The organism is Sunxiuqinia elliptica (genome assembly GCF_900113005.1).
Taxonomy (GTDB): domain Bacteria; phylum Bacteroidota; class Bacteroidia; order Bacteroidales; family Prolixibacteraceae; genus Sunxiuqinia; species Sunxiuqinia elliptica.
The window spans coordinates 1,053,928-1,076,353 of sequence record NZ_FONW01000001.1; the positions used below are offsets into that span (position 1 = coordinate 1,053,928).

The window sequence follows — 22,426 nt, forward strand, 5'->3', positions numbered from 1 at the left end:
TTGTTTGAATTGAAATTAGGAGTTTCGAAAACCAAAAATCAAAATATAAGAAGCCATGAAAAAGTACTTTTACCTTGTTGCAACTCCTGAATCGATTATTGTATCTCACCTTGAACCACGGGAGTTTGGAAATTATATGTCAGTCGGGACACAGAAGCGTATTCACGGGCAGGTAGTTTTCTTTGAATTTAATCCGGAGAGAACCAAACTTCATCAGGATTACATTGAGATGAAAATGAAACCCTATGATAATGGAGAACCCAAACGTTCCGTGTATCTATCCATCTACCGATGTTTCGAGCATATTCCATTAAATGCTCTGCGCAGCCTTTATTTAGTGACTGATGATGGGAAGGTTCTGGAGATTGAAGCTCATGATTATGTCCCTCAAACGACTTCCGATATCCATTTGTATCAGCAATTGATTCCGGTGACTACCCGAGTTGCCAGCAAGCTTTCGCCAATCGATTTTATTCGGCATTTGACTGATTTGGGGAACCCGGTTTCGGCTCCGCGAATGTTTATGGTCGATTTAAAACTGAATGAACTGGTGAATAATCCGGATGCGCCATTGAGCGATTTACCTTATCCGCATCCTGATCATTTGCGGGATTGTATCAAAAAATTGAAAAGCTCGCCGGGGCGGCAAACAAAGACGGTGTTGCGTTTTTTACGGGATGATATTTCATATCGGACCATTAAAACGGGCTTTTATGTAGGGGATCAGAAAAACTACCTGTTTTATCCATTTCCATCAGAAAAAGAATTGGAAGGAAAGTATTATCCCTGGTGGCGTTCGGCCCTTGTTCGACATTTTTAAATGATTTGGTTGGAAATCAGCGTAGTTGGATGAAAAGGTAGTGCTGGCGCAGCTTTGGGTATTTCGCGACAAACAATTTTTCTTGTCAAAAAAGTGCACTTTTTTTCGATTTTTGTTTTTTCTTTTCAGAAAAGCTGTTATTTTTGCATCGCTTTTGAAACACAAAGCACTTGTTCTAACAAGAAAAAATTCCCTAGTAGCTCAGTTGGTTAGAGCGGCGGACTGTTAATCCGTAGGTCGTAGGTTCAAGTCCTACCTGGGGAGCCAAGCCGATTCAGAAATGGATCGGCTTTTTTATTTTACTCCCTTTGGTAGTTCTTCTGTTTTCTGATTCGCGTGAATTAAACTCTTATCGAAAGAGGATTTTTCTTATTCCTTTTCAAAAGCGAATTCAAAGTTTTCATTGGCCGAATTCAGGTAAACCGTATAATTCCCTTCTTCCAGCTTGGAGATGTCGTAATGTGCATAGATCTGGCCTGCGGGTCTGAAGCTTGTTTGATGCACAAGACCATTTTTTCCATAGATTTCCAAATCGCATTTTTTGTTTTCCAGGTTTTCGTAGGTTAAGGTCAACTGCTGATTGTCTGATTGGAAACAGGCAGGAACAAACTCTTTGGTGTTGCTTACCGATAACTTGTTGTGAGAAACAGTGAGTTCTTGTTCGGAGGTTAAACCATCGACTTCCAGCTTCATTGCATATTTTCCATTTGCCAGATTTTTCATGTCAAAGATCTTCTTGAATGTTTGTTCCGGGCTGTCCCAGTAGCCATAATACACAATGTCGCCCGATTTGTCGTCAATGGTAACCTCCATTTCAGAAGCTTTGGGTGTTACGATGGTCATGAGTAGTCGATCTGCATCGAGTGGTCGTACGCTAATTTTGGGTTTTTCGCCCGCCATTGTAAGCGTAACAGCTAAAGCGGCGAGAATTGTAAAAAGTCCTTTTTTTGTTTTCATGATTATTGTATTAATTGTTAATAGAAAGCTTTTTCGTAGACGATTTTTTCAAAGCCATCTCCTCAACAGGAGATGGCTAGTTGTAAAACTTGAAAAAAAATGAAAGTTTTAAAGGGACTTCCGGCCCTGGTGTCGTAATCTTTCGGCGGATAGTTTTATAGGCAGTTAAGTTCAGGAGTAAACTTATTGCAGGTGAAATTTAGATCCAAGTTTCTGCGATAAAGACGATTCTGAGCAAGACGTTTGGTGTAAAAATGGTGGGTGAATGGCAAAATAGATATCAACTAGCTATTCGTCTCTCTATAGTCACTATTCATCACTCTAATTTGCATGTTTAGAGCGCTTCTCCTAAGTTTGAGAAAAATAAATAAGATTATGCCGGAAAATCGACTTCCCATTTTTTTTAGGTATCGTTTGTTATGGCACATCCTTTTTTGGCTTGTGGTGTTTGTCAGTTATTGGTTGATATATGCCGGTTACCAAGAGCGGTATTGTGAAGAGTTTTATATGAATCTCATTGTCTTGCCGGCAAGGATGATTGGTACGTACTCTTTGATTTACCTGATTCTTCCTTTTGCCATTGAGAAGCGAAAATTTGTAGTTTTTAGTATTCTTGTGGCGATTCATATCTTCCTCTATGGCTTTTTGATTTATGCCTCAATGTATTATGCGAATCCGTATCCTGATTTTTATGATTTTTCGAAACAGCCGCTTTTCAATCCTACCAAAATTCTGATCAAGTCAGCATCGGATTACGTTTTACCCATTGTGGCAGCAACAATTGTCTTGTTTAAGAAATGGTATTTGGATGAAATCGAGAATAAAAAGCTGGCTGAAGAAAAAGTAAAGGCAGAGCTCAGTTTCCTGAAATCGCAAATCCATCCACATTTTCTGTTTAATACGCTTAATAACTTATATGCCTTGACCCTGATTAAGTCAGATAAAACACCTGATATTGTATTGAAGTTGGCTGACTTAATGGATTACATGATTTATAAAAGTAACGACGAGTTTGTTCCGTTGGTAAAAGAGCTTGAGGTGCTTGAAGGATATGTTGAGCTCGAGAAAATGAGGTATAACGAGCGTTTGGACTTTCGTTACCAAGTGAATGGAGAGGTAGATACTCATCAGATTGCACCGCTAATTTTATTGCCTTTTATTGAGAACTGTTTTAAGCACGGTGCAAGTAAAAACAGGACGAAGGTTTGGATCGATGTTTCGTTGCTGGTTGAGGCTGATTTTCTGCACTTGAAAGTGGTTAATTCCTTGCCAGCCATGGGGGAAGAGTCTGGCGAGGGAAGTGAAGGGATTGGGCTAAAGAACGTAAGGCGGCGACTTGAGCTGATCTATCCGGATCGACACGAATTACTGATTAAAAAGGAAGAGGCGGCATTTCGGGTTGAACTGAAAATCTTCTGGGCGAAATAATTGGTTATGGAGAAAAAAGTAAGATGTTTAATTGTTGACGATGAGCCTTTGGCGATTGAGGTGCTGAAAGCGCATATTAGCAAGTTAGATTCAATTGAAATTGCAGGTACAGCTAGTGATGCAGTTGAGGCATTCGACTTTTTGAATAAAAATCGGGTTGATCTGATGTTTTTGGATATTAACATGCCTGAGATGAAGGGGACGGAGTTGGTGAAATCATTAAAGCACCCACCGCAGGTGATTTTTACAACAGCTTATCGCGAGTATGCAATTGAAGGCTATGAGTTGAATGTGGTGGATTATCTGTTAAAGCCGATTTCCTTCCTAAGGTTTATGCAGGCGGTGGAGAAGTTCTTTTTCGTTTACAACAATAGCAATGGTGATGATGATGCCGTATCCATTCATCGCAGGAATAATAGCGAAGAGTTTCTTTACATGCGGGAGAAAAATATGATTCATAAAATTCCGGTGAGCGATGTGATTTATGTTGAAAGTATGGGGGACAACCTGACCATTTATACCGATGATCGGACAGTTACCTGTCGATGCACAATCTCATCAGTTCAAAAATTATTGTCTGAAGCCGACTTTGTCCGTATACACCGATCGTTTATTGTTGCCATAAAGGAGATCACCAGCTTTAGCCCTGTCAGTATTTTTATTGGTAAAAAGGAGTTTTCTATCGGAAGTAGCTACCGGTCCAATGTTTTAGAAGTACTCGACTATAAGGGCTTTTTGAATAAATAGTTGTTTGGTAATATATGAACCCAAGTACGTTATCCATTTAGTTGTTTTTTACATTTTGGGCAGAACGACCAATTCTTCTGATCAATATCTTCAACATAGGTGCTTGAGCGCATAACGCAGGTAGGATTTGGGCAGTGGATGAGTCCAAATGCATGTCCCAGCTCATGAATAACTTCTTTTCGCAGACGGTCAATAAAAATCGACTCGTTGGGCGCAATCCCATAACGTTCATTGCGTAGGCGGTAGGCAGAGGCAATGCCGCAGCGGCCGTTTAAAAAAGCTTGACCAAAAATGAAGGTTAGAATAGGAATGTAGAGGTCAACATTGAAAACAGCGAGTGTTTTGGCTTGATCTGAAGCAAATTGAAGGTTGATATCTTGAAGCAGGCTATTCCCATTGTATTGTCGCCTTGAAGGATCAAAATAAAGACTTAAATCAAGGTAGCCTTCTCGGAGAATAACGGGAATTTGAAACTCCCGCTCGACGTCATACTTAATTTCATCAAGAAATCGTTTCTCGAAATAACCAAAGGAAATTAATGTAATGGTTTCCGGCTTCATGTAGCGGTCGATTTAAATATCAATCAGTTGTTTTGGTCCGAAATCAAAAATGATGACCTTATTTGAGCCAATTGGCAATTACTTACTTTGCTTGAGTTGATATTTTTTAATCTTGTTATACAGAGTTACTCGATCCACTTTCAACGCTTTGGCAGAGGCGGAGATGTTCCAATTGTATTTGTTAAGGATCTGAAGAATATGATGTTTTTCGAGGTCGTTTAAACTTTCAAATGAAGGGTTTGCTTCGGGGCGGTCGATAGGAAGGTCTTTTAAGGTAATTTTCTTGCCGTTGCCAATAACAATGGCTCGTTCAATCATATTTTCCAATTCGCGGATGTTGCCGGGGAAAGGGAATTCTTCCAATCGTTTTAGTGCAGCTGGCTCAATAGCCATTAGTGCACGGTTCATGGTGCTACAGTATTTTTTAATGAAATAGTTGACGAGTAGTGGAATATCGTCAATGCGCTCACGTAGAGGAGGAACTTTGATGTTTACTACATTGAGCCGATAGTAGAGATCCTCACGGAAGACGCCGTTATCGACCATGGTTTTTAGGTCCCGGTTGGTGGCACAAATCACCCGAAAGTCAGATTTTATTTCCTTATTTCCTCCAACGCGCACAAAGCTTTTACTCTCGAGCACTCGTAGCAACTCGATTTGCATTTTCGGTGAAATGGTTGCAATCTCATCCAAAAAGATGGTGCCGTTATTGGCCATTTCAAAACGTCCTTTCCGATTGTAGACCGCGCCAGTAAAAGCGCCTTTTTCGTGCCCAAATAGTTCACTTTCAAGTAAGCTCTCGGATAAGGCACCGCAATGAACACTCACCAATGGGAAGTATCTGCGAGGTGAGTTTGCATGAATGGCCCGAGCCACCAATTCTTTTCCTGTACCACTTTCGCCGGTGATAATTACTGACGCGTTGGATTGTGCTACACTCTCAATTTCACGGAACACTTGATTCATCGCCTCACTTTCACCAATCAGATCTTCCACATTTTCCAGAGAAACCACCTTCTCTTTCAAAATTTCATTTTCCCCCATGAGGGCAATTTGTTTCGATGCATTTCGGATGAGGTGTGATAAGTCGTCAGGATCGAAAGGTTTGGTCACGTAGTCAAACGCACCGTCTTTAAGGGCTTGAACGGCTGTTTCAACGGTTGCAAAAGCAGTCATCATAATGACGATGGCATCTTGCTGAATGGCTTTGATACGCTTTAACATCTCCAGTCCATCCATGCCTGGCATTTTGATGTCGGCCAGAATGATATCAAAACTTTCAGCCTCTAACCGATTTAAAGCAACTTTGGCATCTTCAGCACAGCCTACCCGATAGCCATCTTCAATAAACCAATTGTAGAGAGAGTCCCGTACGGAATTTTCATCGTCAACAACAAGTATGGAAATTTTTTGTGTCATGATTTGGCTGAATTAAGTCTTTAATAATGGTAGGGTGATTGCAATGGTTGTTCCTTTTCCTGGTTGCGATTTGGCTTCCGTTTTTCCCTTATGACTTTGGATAATGCCATGAACAATAGATAAGCCAAGACCTGTGCCGCTCGCTTTTTCTTTTGTCGAAAAGAAAGGTTCAAACACATAAGGTAGATCTGCTTCAGCAATTCCAATGCCGTTGTCTATGATTTCAATTTGGATATGGTCGGAGTTTGGATTATGTGTACGAAGTGTGATTTCTCCATTTTCTCCGACGGCTTCTGAGGCATTGACTAAAATAGCCATGCAGGCTTGTTTTATTTGATTGGGACTACAAAATATTTGATCATGCTTAGCAGACAAATCGGTTAAAAAGTGAATGTTGGCAATCTTCATGGGGTGACTCATCAGTGTTGCTGTATCGCTTAATATTTTATGGAGATGTTTGGCTTCAAATCCTTCCTGGTCTTTTTTGGAGAAGTCGAGTAAGCCTTTTACGATATCGCCACAACGCTTGGTTTCGCTTTCAATCAGTTTCAGGTGTTTTAGCATGTTGTTTACCTTGGTCTGATCGAGCGCGGGATTGCTTAGCTGTTTGTAGATGAGTTTGGTATAGATTAATATCCCGGATAATGGGTTGTTAATTTCGTGTGCAACTGATAAGGAGAGCTTGCCTAAGGAAGCAATACGTTCAATATTAATTAATTCGTTCTGCGCTTGTCCCAACTCTTCCGATTTCTTTTGGACTTTGTATTCCAGTTGTTGCGACCAATTCTGGAGCTCGGTATTGGCAGTGTGCAGGTTGTCTAGCATCTCGTTGAACGCGTAGGAAACCATGCGCATATCCGAGAGCGAATTAGGCTTGATTCTAAGACGAGTGTTTTTGTCGCCTTTGGCTACCTTTTCTGCCGCACGAATAATCTCGTTTAGCGGGTTTTTAATTTTTTTGTTAGTGAAGAGAATGAGAAACAGGATGAACAGAATTGTCATCAAGGTGGCCATGAGGAAAAAGTCGGTGGTCGATTCTTGTAGGGCGCTATCTAGTTTTTCAAGTGGCATCTTGATGATAAGCGAGCCGAGGATCTTTTGATCGGCACTATGTGCGTGACACGCTGCTGTGTGGCAGGATGGAGCATTGAGGATGGGTGATTTAATCATTAAGTTCCGGACACTATCGTTGTCTGGATTCATGATACACTCACTCTTGGCTTCAATGATTCGGTATGATTTTTCTTCTGCCGAAAACATTTGGGAGAAATCGACATGGCAGCTAATACAATCGGGATCGCTATGGTTGGCTGATTTGGCTGAAATGGAAGTGTAGGCCAAGTTGTTGTTGGCATCGTACATACTCACATTGTCGATCCCCGACATGTTGTTTATCAGGTCCAAGGTTCGTTGGAGTGATGCCTGGTCGTTTTTAAGCATGGCGTCATAGAGGGCTCCTTCTACCAAAAAACTGATGTTGTTTCCGTTTTCGCTGATCACGGACTTCATGTAGGTTTCATTTACCGACCGGAATATGATGCCGAAAGAGACGAAGAGGAAAAAAGAGGAAATTGCAATGATAAAGATTACTCGTCCATAAATGGAAGATCTAAATTTGACATAACCATTAACTAGGGGGCTGCCAACGCGTTGCTTTTGTTCTATTTTTTTTAACCAGGGCATAGAGCAGGTTAATGATTGTTAGTAGAACGAAGTTAGTTTAAAATTGAGATCAGATTAAATTCTGGGTTTTGTTTTATAACATAAAATAGTGAAATCCAGACTTCTCTATTATCAGAAATGGCTGAGACAACATGCAGGCACATTGCCTCAGATCCATTTCTTTTATGAAGCACTAAGGCTTAAGCGTATCATGTTTATTGTCAAGTCAGAAATTGCTCCTGAAAGTCTTGCCAAACTTCGGGAGGTAATTCTGCCATCGGATGTTCTACCAGTTCTCCTCCGTCTTGTAAAACAACCTGGCTCGGATCAGGCAGGTGTTGATTTACTGAGATAGAAAGGAAATCTTTAAAACGAATCAGTTCCTGGGCAGCCCATTTGCTTGCATCTTCGGCTAAAAAATGCGTGTTGGTATCGGCTTTCCATGCAGTGGGTTTGATTTGGTAGATCCAGCCTTGGCGATAGGGATCTTCGCGCATCAGTTCAGGCTCTTCGGTTAGCAACTCATTGGCTTGCTGGATTACGCCAGAGATTGGAGAGAAGATGTGCAGACTTTTTCCATGATGATTGATCTGGGTTAACAATTCACCTTTTTTGACCTTTTGGCCTGGTTGTTTTAGATGTGTGATATTTACTTCTCCAGTTAGGTGGAGCAGTAAATCGTCAAGCCCAACTTTAGCAAGTCCATTCCGTTCAAGAAAAGTCCAGCTGTGAAACTTGCTGAAAAAGATCCCGTGAGGAATGCGTAAAGCTTTGGAGGTAATCAACCTGCTGGATAGTTGCCCTTGTTCGGGCGATTTTGACTTTCTTGTCAATAGACTCCAGAAAGGAATCAGTAGAAGAAAGAAGCCAATAATGGCAAGGTATTCGATTCCCTTCGTTGCAAAGATATTGGTGTATGTAAATCCGTCCATAATGATGTGTTTTGCTTGTTAATTTCGGCTTTTCAATAATTTAGGGTTTCGTGTGCTGAGCCCAGCGGGGAGATTCACTAAGGACAGGCATACGACTGATAACCCAGCGAAAAATCCAAATCTGGATGAGAATGATACTTACACTAACAACCACTTCCATCCACGAAGGAATGTAGTGTGTGGCAGCATCCCAGCGGAAAGCGATGATTGACACATTCAAGCGATTTAGAATAATACCAAGAATGGTAATGATCGCAGCGATTCGGCTTAGCAAGATATTTGATGTTCGGGATGCGTAGAAAAAGAGAGCCATTGGGAGTAATACAAAGCCAAGCATTTCAAGAAGGAACCAGTAGCCCATTGGCGTATTGAGTAGGTTCCAATGCTGGCCGTGAATGAAAACCAGAAATTGCATGGCTAGGTAGGCAAACATGGAAAAGGCACAGATTTTCGAGAGGCTTTGTACTAGGTTGTTGCGGGCTTCGTGGTTTTTAGGGCTGATTTTTTGGAAGAATACGCGCTGGCTAATTGATCCTTCAAAAATGACCATGGACAATCCTGCAAAAACGCTGGATACTAAAAATAGAATTGGAATAAACTCATTGGACCACAAAGGATGAATCTTTTGGCTGGCCATGAGAAATAGTGCTCCCAAGCCAGATTGATGCAAAGTTGAAAGTGTTATTCCGAAAATAACTGCTCCCAGTGTCAGGCCAGAGAGTAACTTGTGGGCACGGCGTGAGCCTAGCCATTCGGCAATCGCTGGCGAGAATTCAATTAATTGAGCAACAATGTAGAGCAGGAAATGCCAAGCGACCAGAAATAAGACCGAGCTGGCTCCAAAGCTGTTCCCAATAATCGGATTAAAAATGTTCCACGGTTTACCTAAGTCGAGTACCAGTGCTCCGGCATAAAATAGGTAGGCCAGAAATCCGTTTAGCACGGTTACCCGGACAATGGAATGAAATTTATCGACCTTCAAAATATAAACAATGAAGGTGAGGACATAAGCCCCGCCAGCAAATGCGACACCGGTGACAACATTGAAGCCTTTCCAGAGCCCCCAAGGGATTTCTTGGTTGACGTTGGACACGGATTCGAGCCCTTGTGTAAAACGAATGATAATGAGGACTACTCCCGCCAGAATGATGGGAATGGAAATCAAGTTGAATGGTGTTAACCATTTCCCGCGGGGTTTTAGTTCACTCATTAAAAATTGCCAGCTCGATTGATTCCTGGTTGCTTTCGAAATGGGAAGTATTGGGCTAGTCATAATTTTCGTCTTTCGTTTTTTTAGATTTTGTAGCTTCGTGGATTCCTAGAAGCAGCGTAGGTACTAGTATAAAGACAGAAGGTACACTGTATAGAAAGCTTTTGGTTAAAGCGGGGTACGATGAATCTTGGATGCGTTTGTCGAAACCTAATTCATCTGGTGTTACCGGAGCAAGATAGAGGTAGCCGGTGCCGCCGGCAACTTCTTTTCCATAAATCGAATCGAGATACAGTTCAGGGATTTCTGTAATTCGGCGACGGGCTTCAGTTAGTAGCTCCTGACGGGTTCCAAAGAAAAGCGCATCGCCGCAGGTTTCAACGCAAACTGGCTTTTTACCCTCGATGATCCGGTCATAGCACATGTCGCATTTCTGAATTTTTGGATTGGTGCTTCCATATTCAAATTTAGGAACATCAAAAGGGCAAGAGATCATGCAATAGCGACATCCCATACATTTATTTTCTCGCCAAATAACAGGCCCTTCTTTGGTTTTATACATTGCTTGAGTGAGGCAAGCCGCAGCACAAGCAGGTTCGTCACAGTGCATGCATTGGTTGCGTACGTAGACTTCGCCTTGAGAGGTTTCATAACTGTTGATCACACAACGTTGGTTTTCGCTGGTTTTTCGCAGTATTCCTTTTTCGGGCTTGTCTGTTGGTTCGGGAAGCCCGTGTGCTTTGGCGCAGGCTTTTTCGCAGGCTTGGCATCCGATGCAGATACTTGAATCATACAGAATGCCGTAAAATTCGGAATCATGCTCGTCTGTCTCTGCTTTTGGGGCTCCCGAAGCTCTGACACCGATGATGCTCATGCTTGTTATTGCAATACTTTTGAAGAATTTTCGACGATCAATTGTCATAACTCAATTTTTAGGTTGGTGATTATGCGTGCTTCGAAATAACGTTTACCGAGCGGAGTCGATGAACTTGGTTTGAAAATCATCCCAAATTTCAGGAGCGAGATCACCCAGTATTTGGTCGGTAATTTCTCCGCCATCTTGGAGGATCAAGTGGTCGAAAACCATGCTATTGGCGTTTGCTGCATGAGCCAGAAAGTCTTTTAGCCGAGTGAATTCATCTTCAAGCCATTCTCTATAAGTGCTGGAGCGAAATAACAAGCGAACTTCTCGGTCCCAGTTAAGAGGTTCAATTTGGTACACCCAGCCATCGGCATAGGGACTTGTGTTCAATTGCGTTGGAGAGTCAAGCAATGATTGGTTTTGAGCTTTTATTATGCCGGAAACAGGTGTGTAAATTTCCAGTTGCTTGCCTTCGCGGATGATGGTTAGAATTTTCTCGCCTTTGTGGACTTTCGTCCCGGCCTTTTTAAGTTTTACTTGCGTTAATGGTCCGGTTAGGTGCTGCAAAAAATCATCGATCCCAACTTTAACGAAGCCGTCGCGTTCCATAAACGCCCAAGTGTGACTTTTGTCGTAAAACAAGCCCGCAGGAGACTCAATTGAGCTCTCGTTCATTGCAGGAGTCATGCCGAGATCTTCGCTGTCAATGGTTGGCAGCTTTTTGCGTTTGGAACGAGAAAAACGATAAATAGCAAGAATAATAATCACAAAGGTTCCTGGAAGTAGCCATCCTAGGGGAAGACCACTTGTGGAGCCCGACAGATTAATAGGCTCGCTGAGAGGAGTTAAAATTTGAGTATTGCCTGTTTTAGCTCGGCTGGAGAGGGGGCTGTAGCCTGATGCTGCCAATAATTCTTGCCCGCTACCATTGAGCCAGTTTAAGAACTCTAAAGCGTTTTGCTGGCTTGGTTGGGAGCTAGCCACTGCATAAACTTTTCCACTAAGTTCGCGGGGGTATTTGCCTAGCCAGACGCCACGGCTCAGGGCTTCTGGATTTTGGTAAATATCCTCAAACTGATCCAGGCGTCCGTTTCTGTTTTTGTCAATTGGCAAAATGCTAATTTGCTCATTGAATGTTTTGCTGTCGGTGTTGATGAGGTCAACAAGTTTGCAGAAACCAATTGAGTAGATGTTTTCTTGTACTGTTTGAATGAGCTCCTTGGGGGATGAGAGTTTTGTCGCCAAAATGGCATCTTTATCCAAGTTGGTGTAGTTTGCAATTTTGGTTAAAAGTTCCTCATTGTCTGTGAGATACATTGTGAAGGGTGCGTTAGCTGTGCTGCCTAAAACTTGCTCCCAGTTAGGGAGCTCAGAAGCAGCTAAAAGGGCCAGACTTTTTGCATGAATTCCTTGTTGTTGGATTTCCTGAAGCAGGGGATTGTTCGAGCTGGTAATTGGCACAATAACATCATGACCAATGACCATCTGCCAGTTCAATGCATCAGAGCTTAATTGAGCTTGAGTTGTTAGGTAGAGTTGTCCCTCAGCCAATGCCATTTCAGAAGTCATTTTGCTGATGGTGACTTTTTTGTTTGGATATTGACTTTCATAGCTGGCTGCCCAGTTGGTTGTCAGATCTATGAGTTCCGGAGAGCAGAATAGTTCTAAACCTGTCTTTTCTGCTGGCTGATCATTTTCAGCGATGCTGAAGCTAGTCAGGCTAAGCAGAAAGAAAGGTAGCGTTAAAAAAAATGTTAGAAAGGTTTTCATACGATTTGATATTAAGTACGGTTTTTAAATCTGATTAATCTTAATGTGTTGATAATTAGAGCGTAATTTGAGTCTGTTAGGTGCTTGCCAAATAGGATGCCAAAGAACTATCGACCCTGTACTTGTTTGATTATTAGTGTTTTGTGGTTTTGTATTTTGGTGATTACAATTGTTGTGGGTGTTGAAAAAATAAACACTTAAAATTGAGTATGACTTTAATTGACGGTCTGTTAGTGTTTTATGTGGCGGTGTTGAAGAAGTAAGCACTGATGAAAAAAACAACACTTTTTAGTCAAAAGCTCAGAGAACTACTTCGGAATTAAATCAGCAAAAGCAAAAAAAAGTCTGGTTTTGGTGTTGATAGCTGTCTAATTTTTCTACGGAGAAACTGAAGATTGATTTTTATTCGATGTTTTTAGGAAGCTCTAAAAGAAGCTTTTTTATTATTTTTGCTGCCTATGAAAAATTCTACCACACAAAAGACAGTTGTAGGGATTGGAAGTGCCCTGGTTGATGTTTTGGTTCAGTTGACTGATGACCAGTTGTTGGACAATTTTCAGCTTCCCAAAGGGAGTATGACTTTAGTTGATGCCGATTTGTCGCAAAAAATTCTGGATTCGACGAAGGGATTGGATCGCACGATTGAGACAGGAGGTTCTGCAGCCAATACAATTCGCGCAATTGCTCAAGTGGGTGGAAAAACTGGCTTTATTGGAAAAATATCGAAAGATGAGATGGGCCAGTTCTTTAAAAATGAATTTGAAAATGCTCAGATTCAACCGCACCTGTTTTACAGCCAGATTCCGACAGGCAAGGCGGCTACCTTAATTTCGCCTGATTCGGAACGTACTTTTGGAACTTATTTGGGAGCAGCCAGTGAATTGAGCGTGGCTGAGTTGTCGGAGGATGTTTTTGCTGCCTATGACTATTTACATATCGAAGGGTACCTGGTTTTCAATCACGAATTGATTGAAGGTGTGCTGAAACTAGCGAAAAAGCAGGGCTTAAAAATTGCTTTGGATATGGCTAGTTTTAATGTGGTTGAGGCTAATCTTGAATTTTTGGGGCACTTGTTGGACGAGTATGTCGATATTGTTTTTGCAAATGAAGAGGAAGCTAAGTCCTATACTGGATTAGAGCCGGAAGAGGCCTTGAGAAAATTGGGTGAACAGTGCGAAATTGCCGTTGTAAAAGTGGGAAAGGAAGGCTCCATGATCTTGGCAGGTGATGAATTTATCCGGGTGAAAACTCCGCAGGTTAAGAGTTTGGATACCACGGGAGCCGGTGATGTTTATGCTGCTGGCTTTTTGTATGGTTTGGCCAATGGGTTTGATCTCCAATCTTGCGGAACCTTAGCCTCGACGATGGCCAGTGAAGTGATTCAGGTGTTGGGAGCGAAAATTCCAGAATCGGCATTGAAAGGTATTCAACAACAGATCGAAAAAATTCACGGTTAAAATAAACCGTGAATCTGAGCATCAATTTTATCAATTACAGTACTTAAGTCTTCCGGACTGTTTGTAATGTCAATTTTGTCAACGTTAATAATCAGCAATTTTCCCTCTTTGTAACGGTTGATCCAGGCTTCGTAACGCTCATTCAACTGCTTGAGATAGTCCAGACGAATGGAGTTTTCGTAGTCGCGGCCACGCTGCTGGATTTGGTTTACAAGCGTAGGAACACTTGCACGTAAATAGATCAGGAGGTCGGGAGCTTTTATCAACTTGCTCATCAACTGAAATAACGTGGTGTAGTTGTTAAAGTCACGAGTTGACATCAGGCCCATTGCGTGCAGGTTGGGAGCAAAAATTTCAGCGTCCTCAAAAATAGTGCGGTCTTGAATCACCGTTTCTCCTGATTTCTTAATATCGATTACTTGGTTGAACCGACTATTTAAGAAATAGATTTGCAGGTTAAAAGACCAGCGCTGCATATCTTCATAAAAATCATTGAGGTAAGGATTTTCGTCCACATCTTCGTAGTGCGGTTTCCATCCGTAGTGTTTTGCCAATAACCTGGTAAGTGTCGTTTTTCCGGCGCCTATATTGCCGGCAAGTGCTATATGCATGATTATGTATTTTCTATTTTAATTGTTATTCTTTTGCTTGCCTGTTAGGTGCTACAATTTACAAAATTAGATTGTCTTTTGAAGCTCAATCAGCTCATCAAGGTATTTTCGATTGTTGGCTAAACGAGGAATTTTGTTTTGGCCTCCAACTTTTCCGCGTTGTTTCATCCATTCATAAAAAAGATCAGGCTTTGCAACCAAAAGGTGTGGCTTTTCAAGCGTCAGGTTCTTGTGTCTTTTGGCTTCATAATCAGAGTTGAGCGTTTTTAGAGCGTCGTCAAGCACTTCCATGAAGTACTCTTTGTCCTCTGGTTCTCGTTCAAATTCAATGATCCATTCATGAGCTCCTTTTTTATCAGTCCCCATGAAAATCGGTCCGGCAGTGTATTCTTTGATGTTGGCTCCCGTTCTTTCGGTGGCAATGTTTAAAGCTTGCTCGGCATTGTCAACAATGATTTCTTCACCAAACGCATTGATAAACTGCTTTGTTCTTCCGGTTATTTTGATTCGGAAGGGTCTTTTAGAGGTAAACTGAATGGTGTCGCCAATAACATAGCGCCATAACCCACCATTGGTACTGATCACCAAAGCATAGTTTTTCCCAAGTTCTACTTCATCCAAACTCAGTGCTTTGGGGTGGTCTTCGTGAAAATGCTCCATCGGAATGAACTCGTAGTAAACGCCATAGTCCAGCATGAGTAGCATGTCGTTTCGTTCTGGCTCGTCCTGAATGGCAAAGAACCCTTCTGAGGCATTGTAGGTTTCCATGTAGTTCATGGATGCTGAAGGAATGATACTTTGGTACTGTTCGCGATAGGGATCAAAGTTGATACCTCCATGGATAAAAACCTCCAGGTTGGGCCATACCTCCAAAATATTGCTTTTGCCCGTGTGTTCCAGCACTCTTTTTAAAAGAACCAAGTACCAGGAAGGAACTCCGGCAAGCGAGGTTACATTTTCGTCAAGTGATTCCTGAATGATTTTTTCGACCTTCTCATCAAACTCTTCAATCAGCGCAATCTCGGTTGGAGGGATGCGAATAAAGTCAGACCAGAAAGGGGTGTTTTCAATTAGGATAGCTGATAAGTCGCCATAATACGATTTATTACTGAAGTTATTCACCCGGTGACTTCCTCCCAAGGTTAGGGTTTTCCCGAAGAGCACTCCCGAGTCCGGGTTGTTTTTCAGGTAAAGGGCAAACACATCCTTGGCTCCCCGAAAGTGAACATCCTCCAACGATTGCTTGCTGACAGGAATGAACTTGCTTTTATCGTTGGTCGTTCCGGATGATTTGGCAAACCACTTGATATCGCCCGGCCAAAGCAGGTTTTTCTCGCCTTTGCGCAGTCGTTCTACATAAGGTGCAAAGTCTTCGTATTGACGAATTGGGACCCGTTCCTTAAATTCTTTTTCGGAGCGAATATTTCTGAAGTCGTACTCCTTTCCAAATTCAGTGTCACGAGCTTCATGCAACAGATCAAAGAAAACTTCGAGCTGAGCGTCGTGTGGGTGTTTTTTAAAAAGATCAATTTGGTATATCCGTTTAAAATTGATCCAGTTGATAATGGAGTTTATAAATGTCATCTAAAAATTTTTAGTCGAATATAAAAATGTCCAGAAGACTGTCTCCTGAACAAGTCAAATTTATCTTTTTTGTTTGAGACTACCTATTGCCAGCTTAGCAAAAATATTTTCCTATTTTTACTTGCCAATTGGCTATTTAACGCTTTTTATTGCGCATTATTTGCATAACTAAAAATCAATTTGGTGAATTACATCGATTTAGTTCTTGGTATATTATTGATTATAGCTGCTTTTCGTGGCTTTTTTAATGGATTTGTAGCCGAGGTGGCTTCACTGGCGGCATTAATTCTCGGAGTTTGGGGAGCCATTCATTTTTCGCATATGACTGCCAACTTTATAGTGGAAACATTTAACTATCACTCTGGACATCTAGGTTTGGTGGCTTTTCTGATCACGTTTGTCATTATTGTCATCCTTGTTCATTTGGTTGGGAGAGCTGTTGAAAGCATTGTAACGGTGGCTGCGCTTGGTTTTATTAACCGGCTGGCAGGTATTCTGTTTGGGCTGATTAAATCGGCATTGATTCTGAGTGTCGTTTTGCTAATTTTTGATGAGGTGGATGAAAATGTCGGGATTTTACCTGCCGATGTTAAGGAAGAGTCTCAAATGTATGAGCCCGTGAGAAATTTGGTTCCAACAGTATTGCCTTTCCTTAAATTCGACGCAGTTGATAACGATTTATTTGAACGCAAAAAGCAAAGAGATGGCAAAGCTAAAAAGATGGTTTAGGAAGGATAAAAGACGTTTGGAAGAACTGGAACAAACTACTTGTCTGAACTGTAGACAAGTGTATCAAGGGTTTTATTGCCCCAACTGTGGGCAGTCGACTTCGGAGTTTGATCGTCCTTTTGGATTTGTGTTTTATGACTTTCTGGGAAATTTTTTGGCTTTTGATTCTCGTTTTTTTCATACTTATAGAGATTTGATCTTCAAGCCAGGCTTTTTAACAAAGGAGTTTTTTAAAGGACGACGGGCCCGGTATGCACCTCCTTTCAGAGTGTATATTTTTATGAGTTTTGTTTTGTTCCTGCTGCTCCAAATCATGACAACCCGAAGTCTGAATTCCGCTTTGGAATACTCCTTGGACAGTGATCCGGAGGTTGCTGCAGCTGCTGATTCTTTGGCTGCGATGGCAAGTGATTCTCTTGTGGTGGAACTTCCAACTGCGACGGAAGATTCTTCCTCGTTTGCTGGGGTGGAATTGGATGAACTATTGACTGCTGATAATGTACGCGGGTCCATGCGTTCTTTGGCCGATCAGCTTGAAGAAAATGCGAAAACGGAAGAAGATCCGGGCGACAGGCGAAGGATGGTACAGTTTGTTGATACGCTGCGTTCGCCAGAGCAGCTAATTGCACGAATGCTGAAATATTTGTCTTATGCCTTTTTTGTGCTTTTGCCGGTTTTTGCTTTGCTATTAAAGCTTTTTTATGTCCGGCGGAAAGTGTTTTATATCCGGCATTTGGTGTTTTCTGTTCATCTGCATTCCTTCATCTTCTTTTTATTGAGTTTAGTTGTTGGCGTTAATTTATTGTTTCCCGGAAAGATTGGTGTCTTTTCGTTATGGCTGTTGCTATTGGTGCCGGTTTATATATACATCGCCATGAAGAAATTTTACCAGCAAGGCTACTTCAAAACACTTGTGAAGTTTGTTGTTTTGGGTGGATTTTATAACCTGCTGCTTTTGTTTTTATTTGTGACCGTGTTTATCAATGCCCTAGGCGTGCTATAACTGGTGCCTAGTTATTTTAAATTCAAAATATTAACGAGAAGTTGAAGTTTGCAATGGTTCATTTTTTGTATCTTTGCCGCAATTTTACTTGCTGTCCGACACTTTTAAAATTCGTCGGAAATCTGGCAGGTTTTAGAAAGACAAAACATATTAAATAGATACTGATGAACTTTGTTGAAGAACTACGCTGGAGGGGAATGATTCATGATATCATGCCCGGCACTGAAGAGCAACTGCAAAAGGAATTAACAACAGCTTACGTAGGGATTGACCCAACGGCTGATTCACTGCATATTGGTCACCTGGTAGGGGTGATGATGCTAAAACACCTTCAGTTGGCAGGTCATAAACCAATTGCATTGATTGGTGGAGCAACAGGAATGATTGGTGACCCTTCAGGGAAATCGCAGGAGCGTAACCTGCTGGACGAAGATACCCTTCGTCATAACCAAAACTGCATTAAAGCTCAGTTAAACAAATTCTTGGATTTTGATTCAGGAGAAGCTAATGCTGCTGAGTTGGTAAACAACTACGATTGGATGAAAGAATTCAGCTTCTTAGAATTCATTCGCGATATTGGTAAGCACTTAACCGTGAATTACATGATGTCGAAAGACAGTGTGAAAAAACGCTTGGGTGAAGATGCCAAAGTTGGAATGTCTTTCACTGAGTTTTCTTACCAATTGGTTCAAGGAACAGATTTCTTGCACTTATACCAGTCTAAAAACTGTAAACTTCAGATGGGGGGATCGGATCAGTGGGGAAACATTACTACCGGAACTGAGCTGATTCGTCGTAAAGTGAGTGGAGAAGCTTTTGCCTTAACTTGTCCGTTGATTACCAAAGCTGACGGAACCAAGTTTGGAAAAACAGAAAGTGGAAACGTGTGGTTGGATTCTAAGTTGACTTCGCCATATAAATTTTACCAATTCTGGCTGAATACTTCGGATGAGGACGCCGAGCGTTACATTAAGATTTTTACGCTTTTGACCCGTGAAGAAGTGGCTGATTTGGTTGCTCGCCATAAAGAAGCACCTCATGAAAGAGGATTACAAAAGAAACTGGCTGAGGAAATTACGGTAATGGTTCACTCACGTGAAGATTACGAGATGGCTGTTGAAGCATCGCAAATCCTTTTTGGCCGCGGAACTGCTGAAAACCTGAAAAAACTGGATGAGCAAACATTCTTGTCTGTGTTCGAAGGTGTTCCTCAGTTTTCAGTTCCAAAAGCGGAGTTGGAAGCAGGCATTAATGTTGTGGAATTGCTTTCAGAAAAAACACAGGTTTTCCCATCAAAAGGAGAGTTGCGCCGTACGATTAAAGGAAACGGGCTGAGCATCAATAAAGATAAGATTACAGATCCAGAGTTGATGGTTAACAAGGACTTCCTCATTGGCGACAAGTACATCTTAGTTCAAAAAGGAAAGAAAAATTATTTCTTGTTGTTGGCCGAGTAATCTTTTGATTGATATACTATTTTTGATAGAATATCGTTGAAAGTTATGACTAAACACGAATAACTTTATGAAACGAGTCGCACATTATTGAGGCTCGTTTCATAAATTACCTAAAAGAACAAACAATTTAAACGAATGAAAAGCTTCTTTGATAATCAAAGTCTGTTTGTGATTGTCTGGAAATGGAAGGTGCATCTGATTGTTGTTGGAGCAATTGCAATTATTGCTGCAGCTGTTTTCTCATCACCTTTTTTTATTACTCCGCTTTACCAGTCACAAGCCAGGGTCTATCCGGCCAACACCAGTTCCTATTCCGAAGAGAGTGAAAGTGAGCAAATGCTTGAAGTATTTAACTCTACTGATATTAAACGTCAGGTGATTGATGCTTTCGACTTGGCTTCAAGGTATGATTTGGAGAAGGATGATCCTCACTTCCGGACGAAGATTCTTCGTAAATACAACGACCGGGTGATGTGTAAAAAGACCGAATATGAATCCATTGAGTTGAAGGCTTTAGATGCTGATCCTCAGGTGGCCTGCAATATTGTTGATTCGTTGGTTGCATATTACAATCGGAAGGTTTTACACTTGAATCAACAAAAAGCATTAGAAGAAGCACAGTCGTATTTGAAAGATTTAACCCGGAAGCGAACTGCAATTGACAATGTCACTGTTCAGATGGAAGCTTTGCGAAAAGAATATGGCTTGTTGGATTATGAGATTCAAACCGAACAAGTAACTCAAGGGTACATGACTGCTCTGGCTGAAGGAGCTACTGCACGTGCTGTGAACGATATTAAGCAATTAATGGGCAACCTGGAGGAAAAGGGAGGACAGTTCTTTTTGCTTCAGCGTGAACTGGAGGCTTTGGAAGTACAACGGGATACCATTAGCCGGAGATACGATAAGGCAATTGGTCGGGCAGAAAGATATGAAACCTATTCAATGGTTGTTGAAGAACCGTTTCCTGCCGATAAAAAGGCTTTTCCAACGCGTTGGCTAATTGTGCTGGTTAGCTTGATTGCTGTTGAGTTTCTGGCACTGATCACCATTTTTAGCCTAGAGGGGATAAAATCGTCAAAATCATAAGATTTGCTTGGGAAGCACTATAAAATCGTTTTGTTTTACAGCATCTCGGTGTTGTTTTTAGCACTCAATCTTTTCTTTGTCGTTCAAAAAGAGAGCTTGATGGTGAGTGTTTTACCAGTTGTACTGGCTTTGGTTTTAGTGGCTGTTTTTAGCTTGGATACCTTGTTGCTTTTGGTTACTTTTTTCACCCCATTATCCTTGCCTTTACATGATTTAATTCCGGGTTTATCATTTGATATGTTTTTGCCCACCGAGCCTTTAATGGTTGGTATTCTGGTTTTATTTCTGTTTAAATTGGCAGAGCAGAAGCAGTTTGATCGCGATATCTTAAAGCATCCGGTTTCGTTGGCTTTGTATTTTTACTTGGGCTGGATGTTGCTGACATCAATTACAAGCACGATGCCAGTGGTGTCGATTAAGTTTTGGGTTTCAAAGCTTTGGTTTATTGTTGCATTTTACTTCTTGGGCATTCTTTTATTTCGAGATAAGAAAAATATTTATCGATTCATCGGACTTTATTGTGCAGCTTTTATCGTGGTTATCTTTTATGCTTGGTCGCGTCACTTGGGCTATGGTTTCCACAACGATAACGCTGCTCACTTTGTAATGAATCCTTTTTATAAAGATCATACTTCTTACGGAGCCATGTTGGCTTTTTTTATCCCTTTCTTGATTGGAATTACCTTTTCGAAGGACTACCGTCAGCGTTATCGGTATTTGGCAGGAGTGGGCTTGACCTTGTTCTCGATGGCTTTGGTTCTGTCCTATACACGGGCCGCTTGGTTGAGTTTGGCTGCTGCAGGTGCTGTTTGGATCGTTATGAAATTAAAGCTACGGTTTCAGCCTTTATTTTTAACAGCCTTGAGTATTTTAGCTTTGGTCTTGATTTTTCAAACTCAGATTTTGATGTTTTTAGAGCAGAATGATCAGGAGTCTTCGGCCAACCTAGGGGCACATCTTTCCTCGATGACTAATGTGACGACAGACGCATCGAATTTGGAGCGAATTAACCGATGGAGTTCCGCACTTCGAATGTTTGAGGAAAAGCCTGTTTTGGGATGGGGGCCTGGAACTTATATGTTTCAGTATGCGCCATTTCAGTTAACGCGTAACCGGACAATTATATCAACAAACTCAGCCGACGGGGGAAATGCACACAGCGAATACCTGGGGCCATTGGCCGAATCTGGCGTATTGGGGATGTTGAGTTTCATTTTGTTGGTTGCTGTTATCGTATACATTGCAGTTCATGCCTATACTCGGGCGAAAGATCGGGAAGTTCGACTGATTATCTTATCGGCCATTATTGGGCTTATAACTTATTTGGTACACGGTTTCCTCAATAATTTTTTGGATACCGATAAGGCAGCTGTCCCGTTTTGGGGTTTTGTGGCCATGATTGTTATGTTTGACATCTACACGAAAAAGGAAGAAGCAAACAAAAGAGCAATAAAAAAGCCCGAATAAACGGGCTTCTTCAACAATCGTATAAAACGAGTTTTATTTTTTTACGCGCTCGCTGTAGCTGCGGTCACGTGTGTCAACTTTGATGATATCTTCTTCGTTGATGAATAAGGGAACCATAATCTCAGCACCTGTTTCTAAAGTAGCTGGTTTCATAGCTGTTGAACTTGCTGTATTTCCTTTTTCTCCAGGAATTGTTTGTGAAATTACCAATTCAACAAATGGAGGAAGTTCCGCTGTTAGAGGAGTTTCGGTATCAGCATGAAAGTTTACTTCAATCAATTGGCCTTCTTTCATCAAGTCTGAATTCTCGATCATTTCAGGAGCCAAAGAGATTTGCTCAAATGTTTCGGTGTGCATAAAGTTGAAGCCCATTTCGTCCTTGTATAGGTATTGGTATGGTCTTCTTTCTATTCGAACAACATCTACTTTTACACCCGCATTGAATGTATTTTCAAGAACCTTTCCGGTTTTTACATTTTTCATCTTTGTGCGCACAAAAGCGGCACCTTTTCCTGGCTTAACATGTTGAAATTGTACAATGGTATAAATCTGCCCGTTGAATTCAATTGTTAACCCGTTTCTAAAATCTGATGTACTTGCCATATCTTTGAATTATAATAAATTACAGAGTTTTGCTGCAAAAGTAGTTATTTTCTGGCTAA

20 protein-coding genes and 1 tRNA gene are annotated in these 22,426 nt (G+C 41.4%); 10 read left to right on the forward strand and 11 right to left on the reverse strand.

Annotated elements, in window-relative coordinates:
- Positions 1-55 precede the first annotated feature (55 nt).
- Positions 56-820 (forward strand): hypothetical protein, encoded by a 765-nt coding sequence (locus BM156_RS04225; protein WP_093918555.1) that lies wholly within the window; start codon positions 56-58, stop codon positions 818-820.
- Positions 821-1,010: 190 nt separating this feature from the next.
- Positions 1,011-1,087: transfer RNA gene (locus BM156_RS04230), tRNA-Asn, on the forward strand.
- Between the two features lie 102 nt (positions 1,088-1,189).
- Here the strand turns inward: BM156_RS04230 and BM156_RS04235 are convergent.
- Positions 1,190-1,777, reverse strand: coding sequence for a hypothetical protein (locus tag BM156_RS04235; RefSeq protein WP_093918556.1), 588 nt, complete (start codon positions 1,775-1,777; stop codon positions 1,190-1,192).
- 375 nt (positions 1,778-2,152) lie between these two features.
- Here BM156_RS04235 and BM156_RS04240 point away from each other — a divergent pair, with 375 nt between their 5' ends.
- Positions 2,153-3,205 (forward strand): sensor histidine kinase, encoded by a 1,053-nt coding sequence (locus tag BM156_RS04240; RefSeq protein ID WP_170846855.1) that lies wholly within the window; start codon positions 2,153-2,155, stop codon positions 3,203-3,205.
- 6 nt (positions 3,206-3,211) lie between these two features.
- Positions 3,212-3,952 carry a LytR/AlgR family response regulator transcription factor gene (locus BM156_RS04245; protein ID WP_093918558.1) on the forward strand — a complete coding sequence of 247 codons (741 nt, stop codon included), beginning with the start codon at positions 3,212-3,214 and terminating at the stop codon, positions 3,950-3,952.
- 29 nt (positions 3,953-3,981) lie between these two features.
- Here the strand turns inward: BM156_RS04245 and BM156_RS04250 are convergent, their stop codons facing one another.
- The 7 genes from BM156_RS04250 to BM156_RS04280 form a co-directional block, all read right to left on the reverse strand.
- Positions 3,982-4,512 (reverse strand): archaemetzincin family Zn-dependent metalloprotease, encoded by a 531-nt coding sequence (locus BM156_RS04250; protein ID WP_093918559.1) that lies wholly within the window; start codon positions 4,510-4,512, stop codon positions 3,982-3,984.
- Between the two features lie 78 nt (positions 4,513-4,590).
- A complete protein-coding gene (locus BM156_RS04255; protein ID WP_093918560.1) occupies positions 4,591-5,931 on the reverse strand; it encodes a sigma-54-dependent transcriptional regulator in 1,341 nt (446 codons plus the stop codon).
- Positions 5,932-5,943: 12 nt separating this feature from the next.
- Positions 5,944-7,440, reverse strand: a complete 1,497-nt coding sequence (locus BM156_RS04260) for an ATP-binding protein (protein WP_170846856.1) — start codon at positions 7,438-7,440, stop codon at positions 5,944-5,946.
- 374 nt (positions 7,441-7,814) lie between these two features.
- Positions 7,815-8,525 carry a glycine cleavage system protein H gene (locus BM156_RS04265; protein WP_093918562.1) on the reverse strand — a complete coding sequence of 237 codons (711 nt, stop codon included), beginning with the start codon at positions 8,523-8,525 and terminating at the stop codon, positions 7,815-7,817.
- Positions 8,526-8,565: 40 nt separating this feature from the next.
- Entirely contained in the window at positions 8,566-9,798 is a 1,233-nt protein-coding gene (nrfD, locus tag BM156_RS04270; protein ID WP_093918563.1) for an NrfD/PsrC family molybdoenzyme membrane anchor subunit, read from the reverse strand.
- A complete protein-coding gene (locus tag BM156_RS04275) occupies positions 9,791-10,657 on the reverse strand; it encodes a 4Fe-4S dicluster domain-containing protein (RefSeq protein ID WP_093918564.1) in 867 nt (288 codons plus the stop codon). Before BM156_RS04275 ends, nrfD begins: the two co-directional genes overlap by 8 nt.
- 45 nt (positions 10,658-10,702) lie before the next feature.
- Positions 10,703-12,367, reverse strand: coding sequence for a hypothetical protein (locus tag BM156_RS04280; protein ID WP_093918565.1), 1,665 nt, complete (start codon positions 12,365-12,367; stop codon positions 10,703-10,705).
- 458 nt (positions 12,368-12,825) lie between these two features.
- Here BM156_RS04280 and BM156_RS04285 point away from each other — a divergent pair, with 458 nt between their 5' ends.
- Positions 12,826-13,824 carry an adenosine kinase gene (locus tag BM156_RS04285; protein ID WP_093918566.1) on the forward strand — a complete coding sequence of 333 codons (999 nt, stop codon included), beginning with the start codon at positions 12,826-12,828 and terminating at the stop codon, positions 13,822-13,824.
- Here BM156_RS04285 and BM156_RS04290 read toward each other — a convergent pair.
- The gene (locus BM156_RS04290; protein WP_093918567.1) at positions 13,821-14,435 is read right to left on the reverse strand and encodes a deoxynucleoside kinase; all 615 of its coding nucleotides are present in this window, start codon (positions 14,433-14,435) and stop codon (positions 13,821-13,823) included. The two genes, BM156_RS04285 and BM156_RS04290, sit on opposite strands and share 4 nt — an antisense overlap.
- 66 nt (positions 14,436-14,501) lie before the next feature.
- Positions 14,502-16,019, reverse strand: coding sequence for a GH3 auxin-responsive promoter family protein (locus BM156_RS04295; protein WP_093918568.1), 1,518 nt, complete (start codon positions 16,017-16,019; stop codon positions 14,502-14,504).
- A 183-nt stretch (positions 16,020-16,202) separates the two neighbouring features.
- Here BM156_RS04295 and BM156_RS04300 point away from each other — a divergent pair, with 183 nt between their 5' ends.
- The 5 genes from BM156_RS04300 (at position 16,203) to BM156_RS04320 (ending at position 21,764) form a co-directional block, all read left to right on the forward strand.
- On the forward strand, positions 16,203-16,748 hold the full coding sequence (locus tag BM156_RS04300; protein WP_170846857.1) for a CvpA family protein: 546 nt from the start codon (positions 16,203-16,205) through the stop codon (positions 16,746-16,748).
- Positions 16,723-17,751, forward strand: coding sequence for a DUF3667 domain-containing protein (locus BM156_RS04305; protein ID WP_093918570.1), 1,029 nt, complete (start codon positions 16,723-16,725; stop codon positions 17,749-17,751). Before BM156_RS04300 ends, BM156_RS04305 begins: the two co-directional genes overlap by 26 nt.
- A 164-nt stretch (positions 17,752-17,915) precedes the next feature.
- Positions 17,916-19,208, forward strand: a complete 1,293-nt coding sequence (gene tyrS / locus BM156_RS04310; protein WP_093918571.1) for a tyrosine--tRNA ligase — start codon at positions 17,916-17,918, stop codon at positions 19,206-19,208.
- 135 nt (positions 19,209-19,343) lie between these two features.
- A complete protein-coding gene (locus tag BM156_RS04315; protein ID WP_093918572.1) occupies positions 19,344-20,297 on the forward strand; it encodes a Wzz/FepE/Etk N-terminal domain-containing protein in 954 nt (317 codons plus the stop codon).
- 3 nt (positions 20,298-20,300) lie between these two features.
- Complete coding sequence (locus tag BM156_RS04320) at positions 20,301-21,764, forward strand: O-antigen ligase family protein (RefSeq protein ID WP_093918573.1); 1,464 nt, start codon at positions 20,301-20,303, stop codon at positions 21,762-21,764.
- 33 nt (positions 21,765-21,797) lie between these two features.
- Here BM156_RS04320 and efp read toward each other — a convergent pair whose 3' ends face one another.
- Entirely contained in the window at positions 21,798-22,367 is a 570-nt protein-coding gene (efp, locus tag BM156_RS04325; protein WP_093918574.1) for an elongation factor P, read from the reverse strand.
- Between the last annotated feature and the right edge of the window lie 59 nt (positions 22,368-22,426).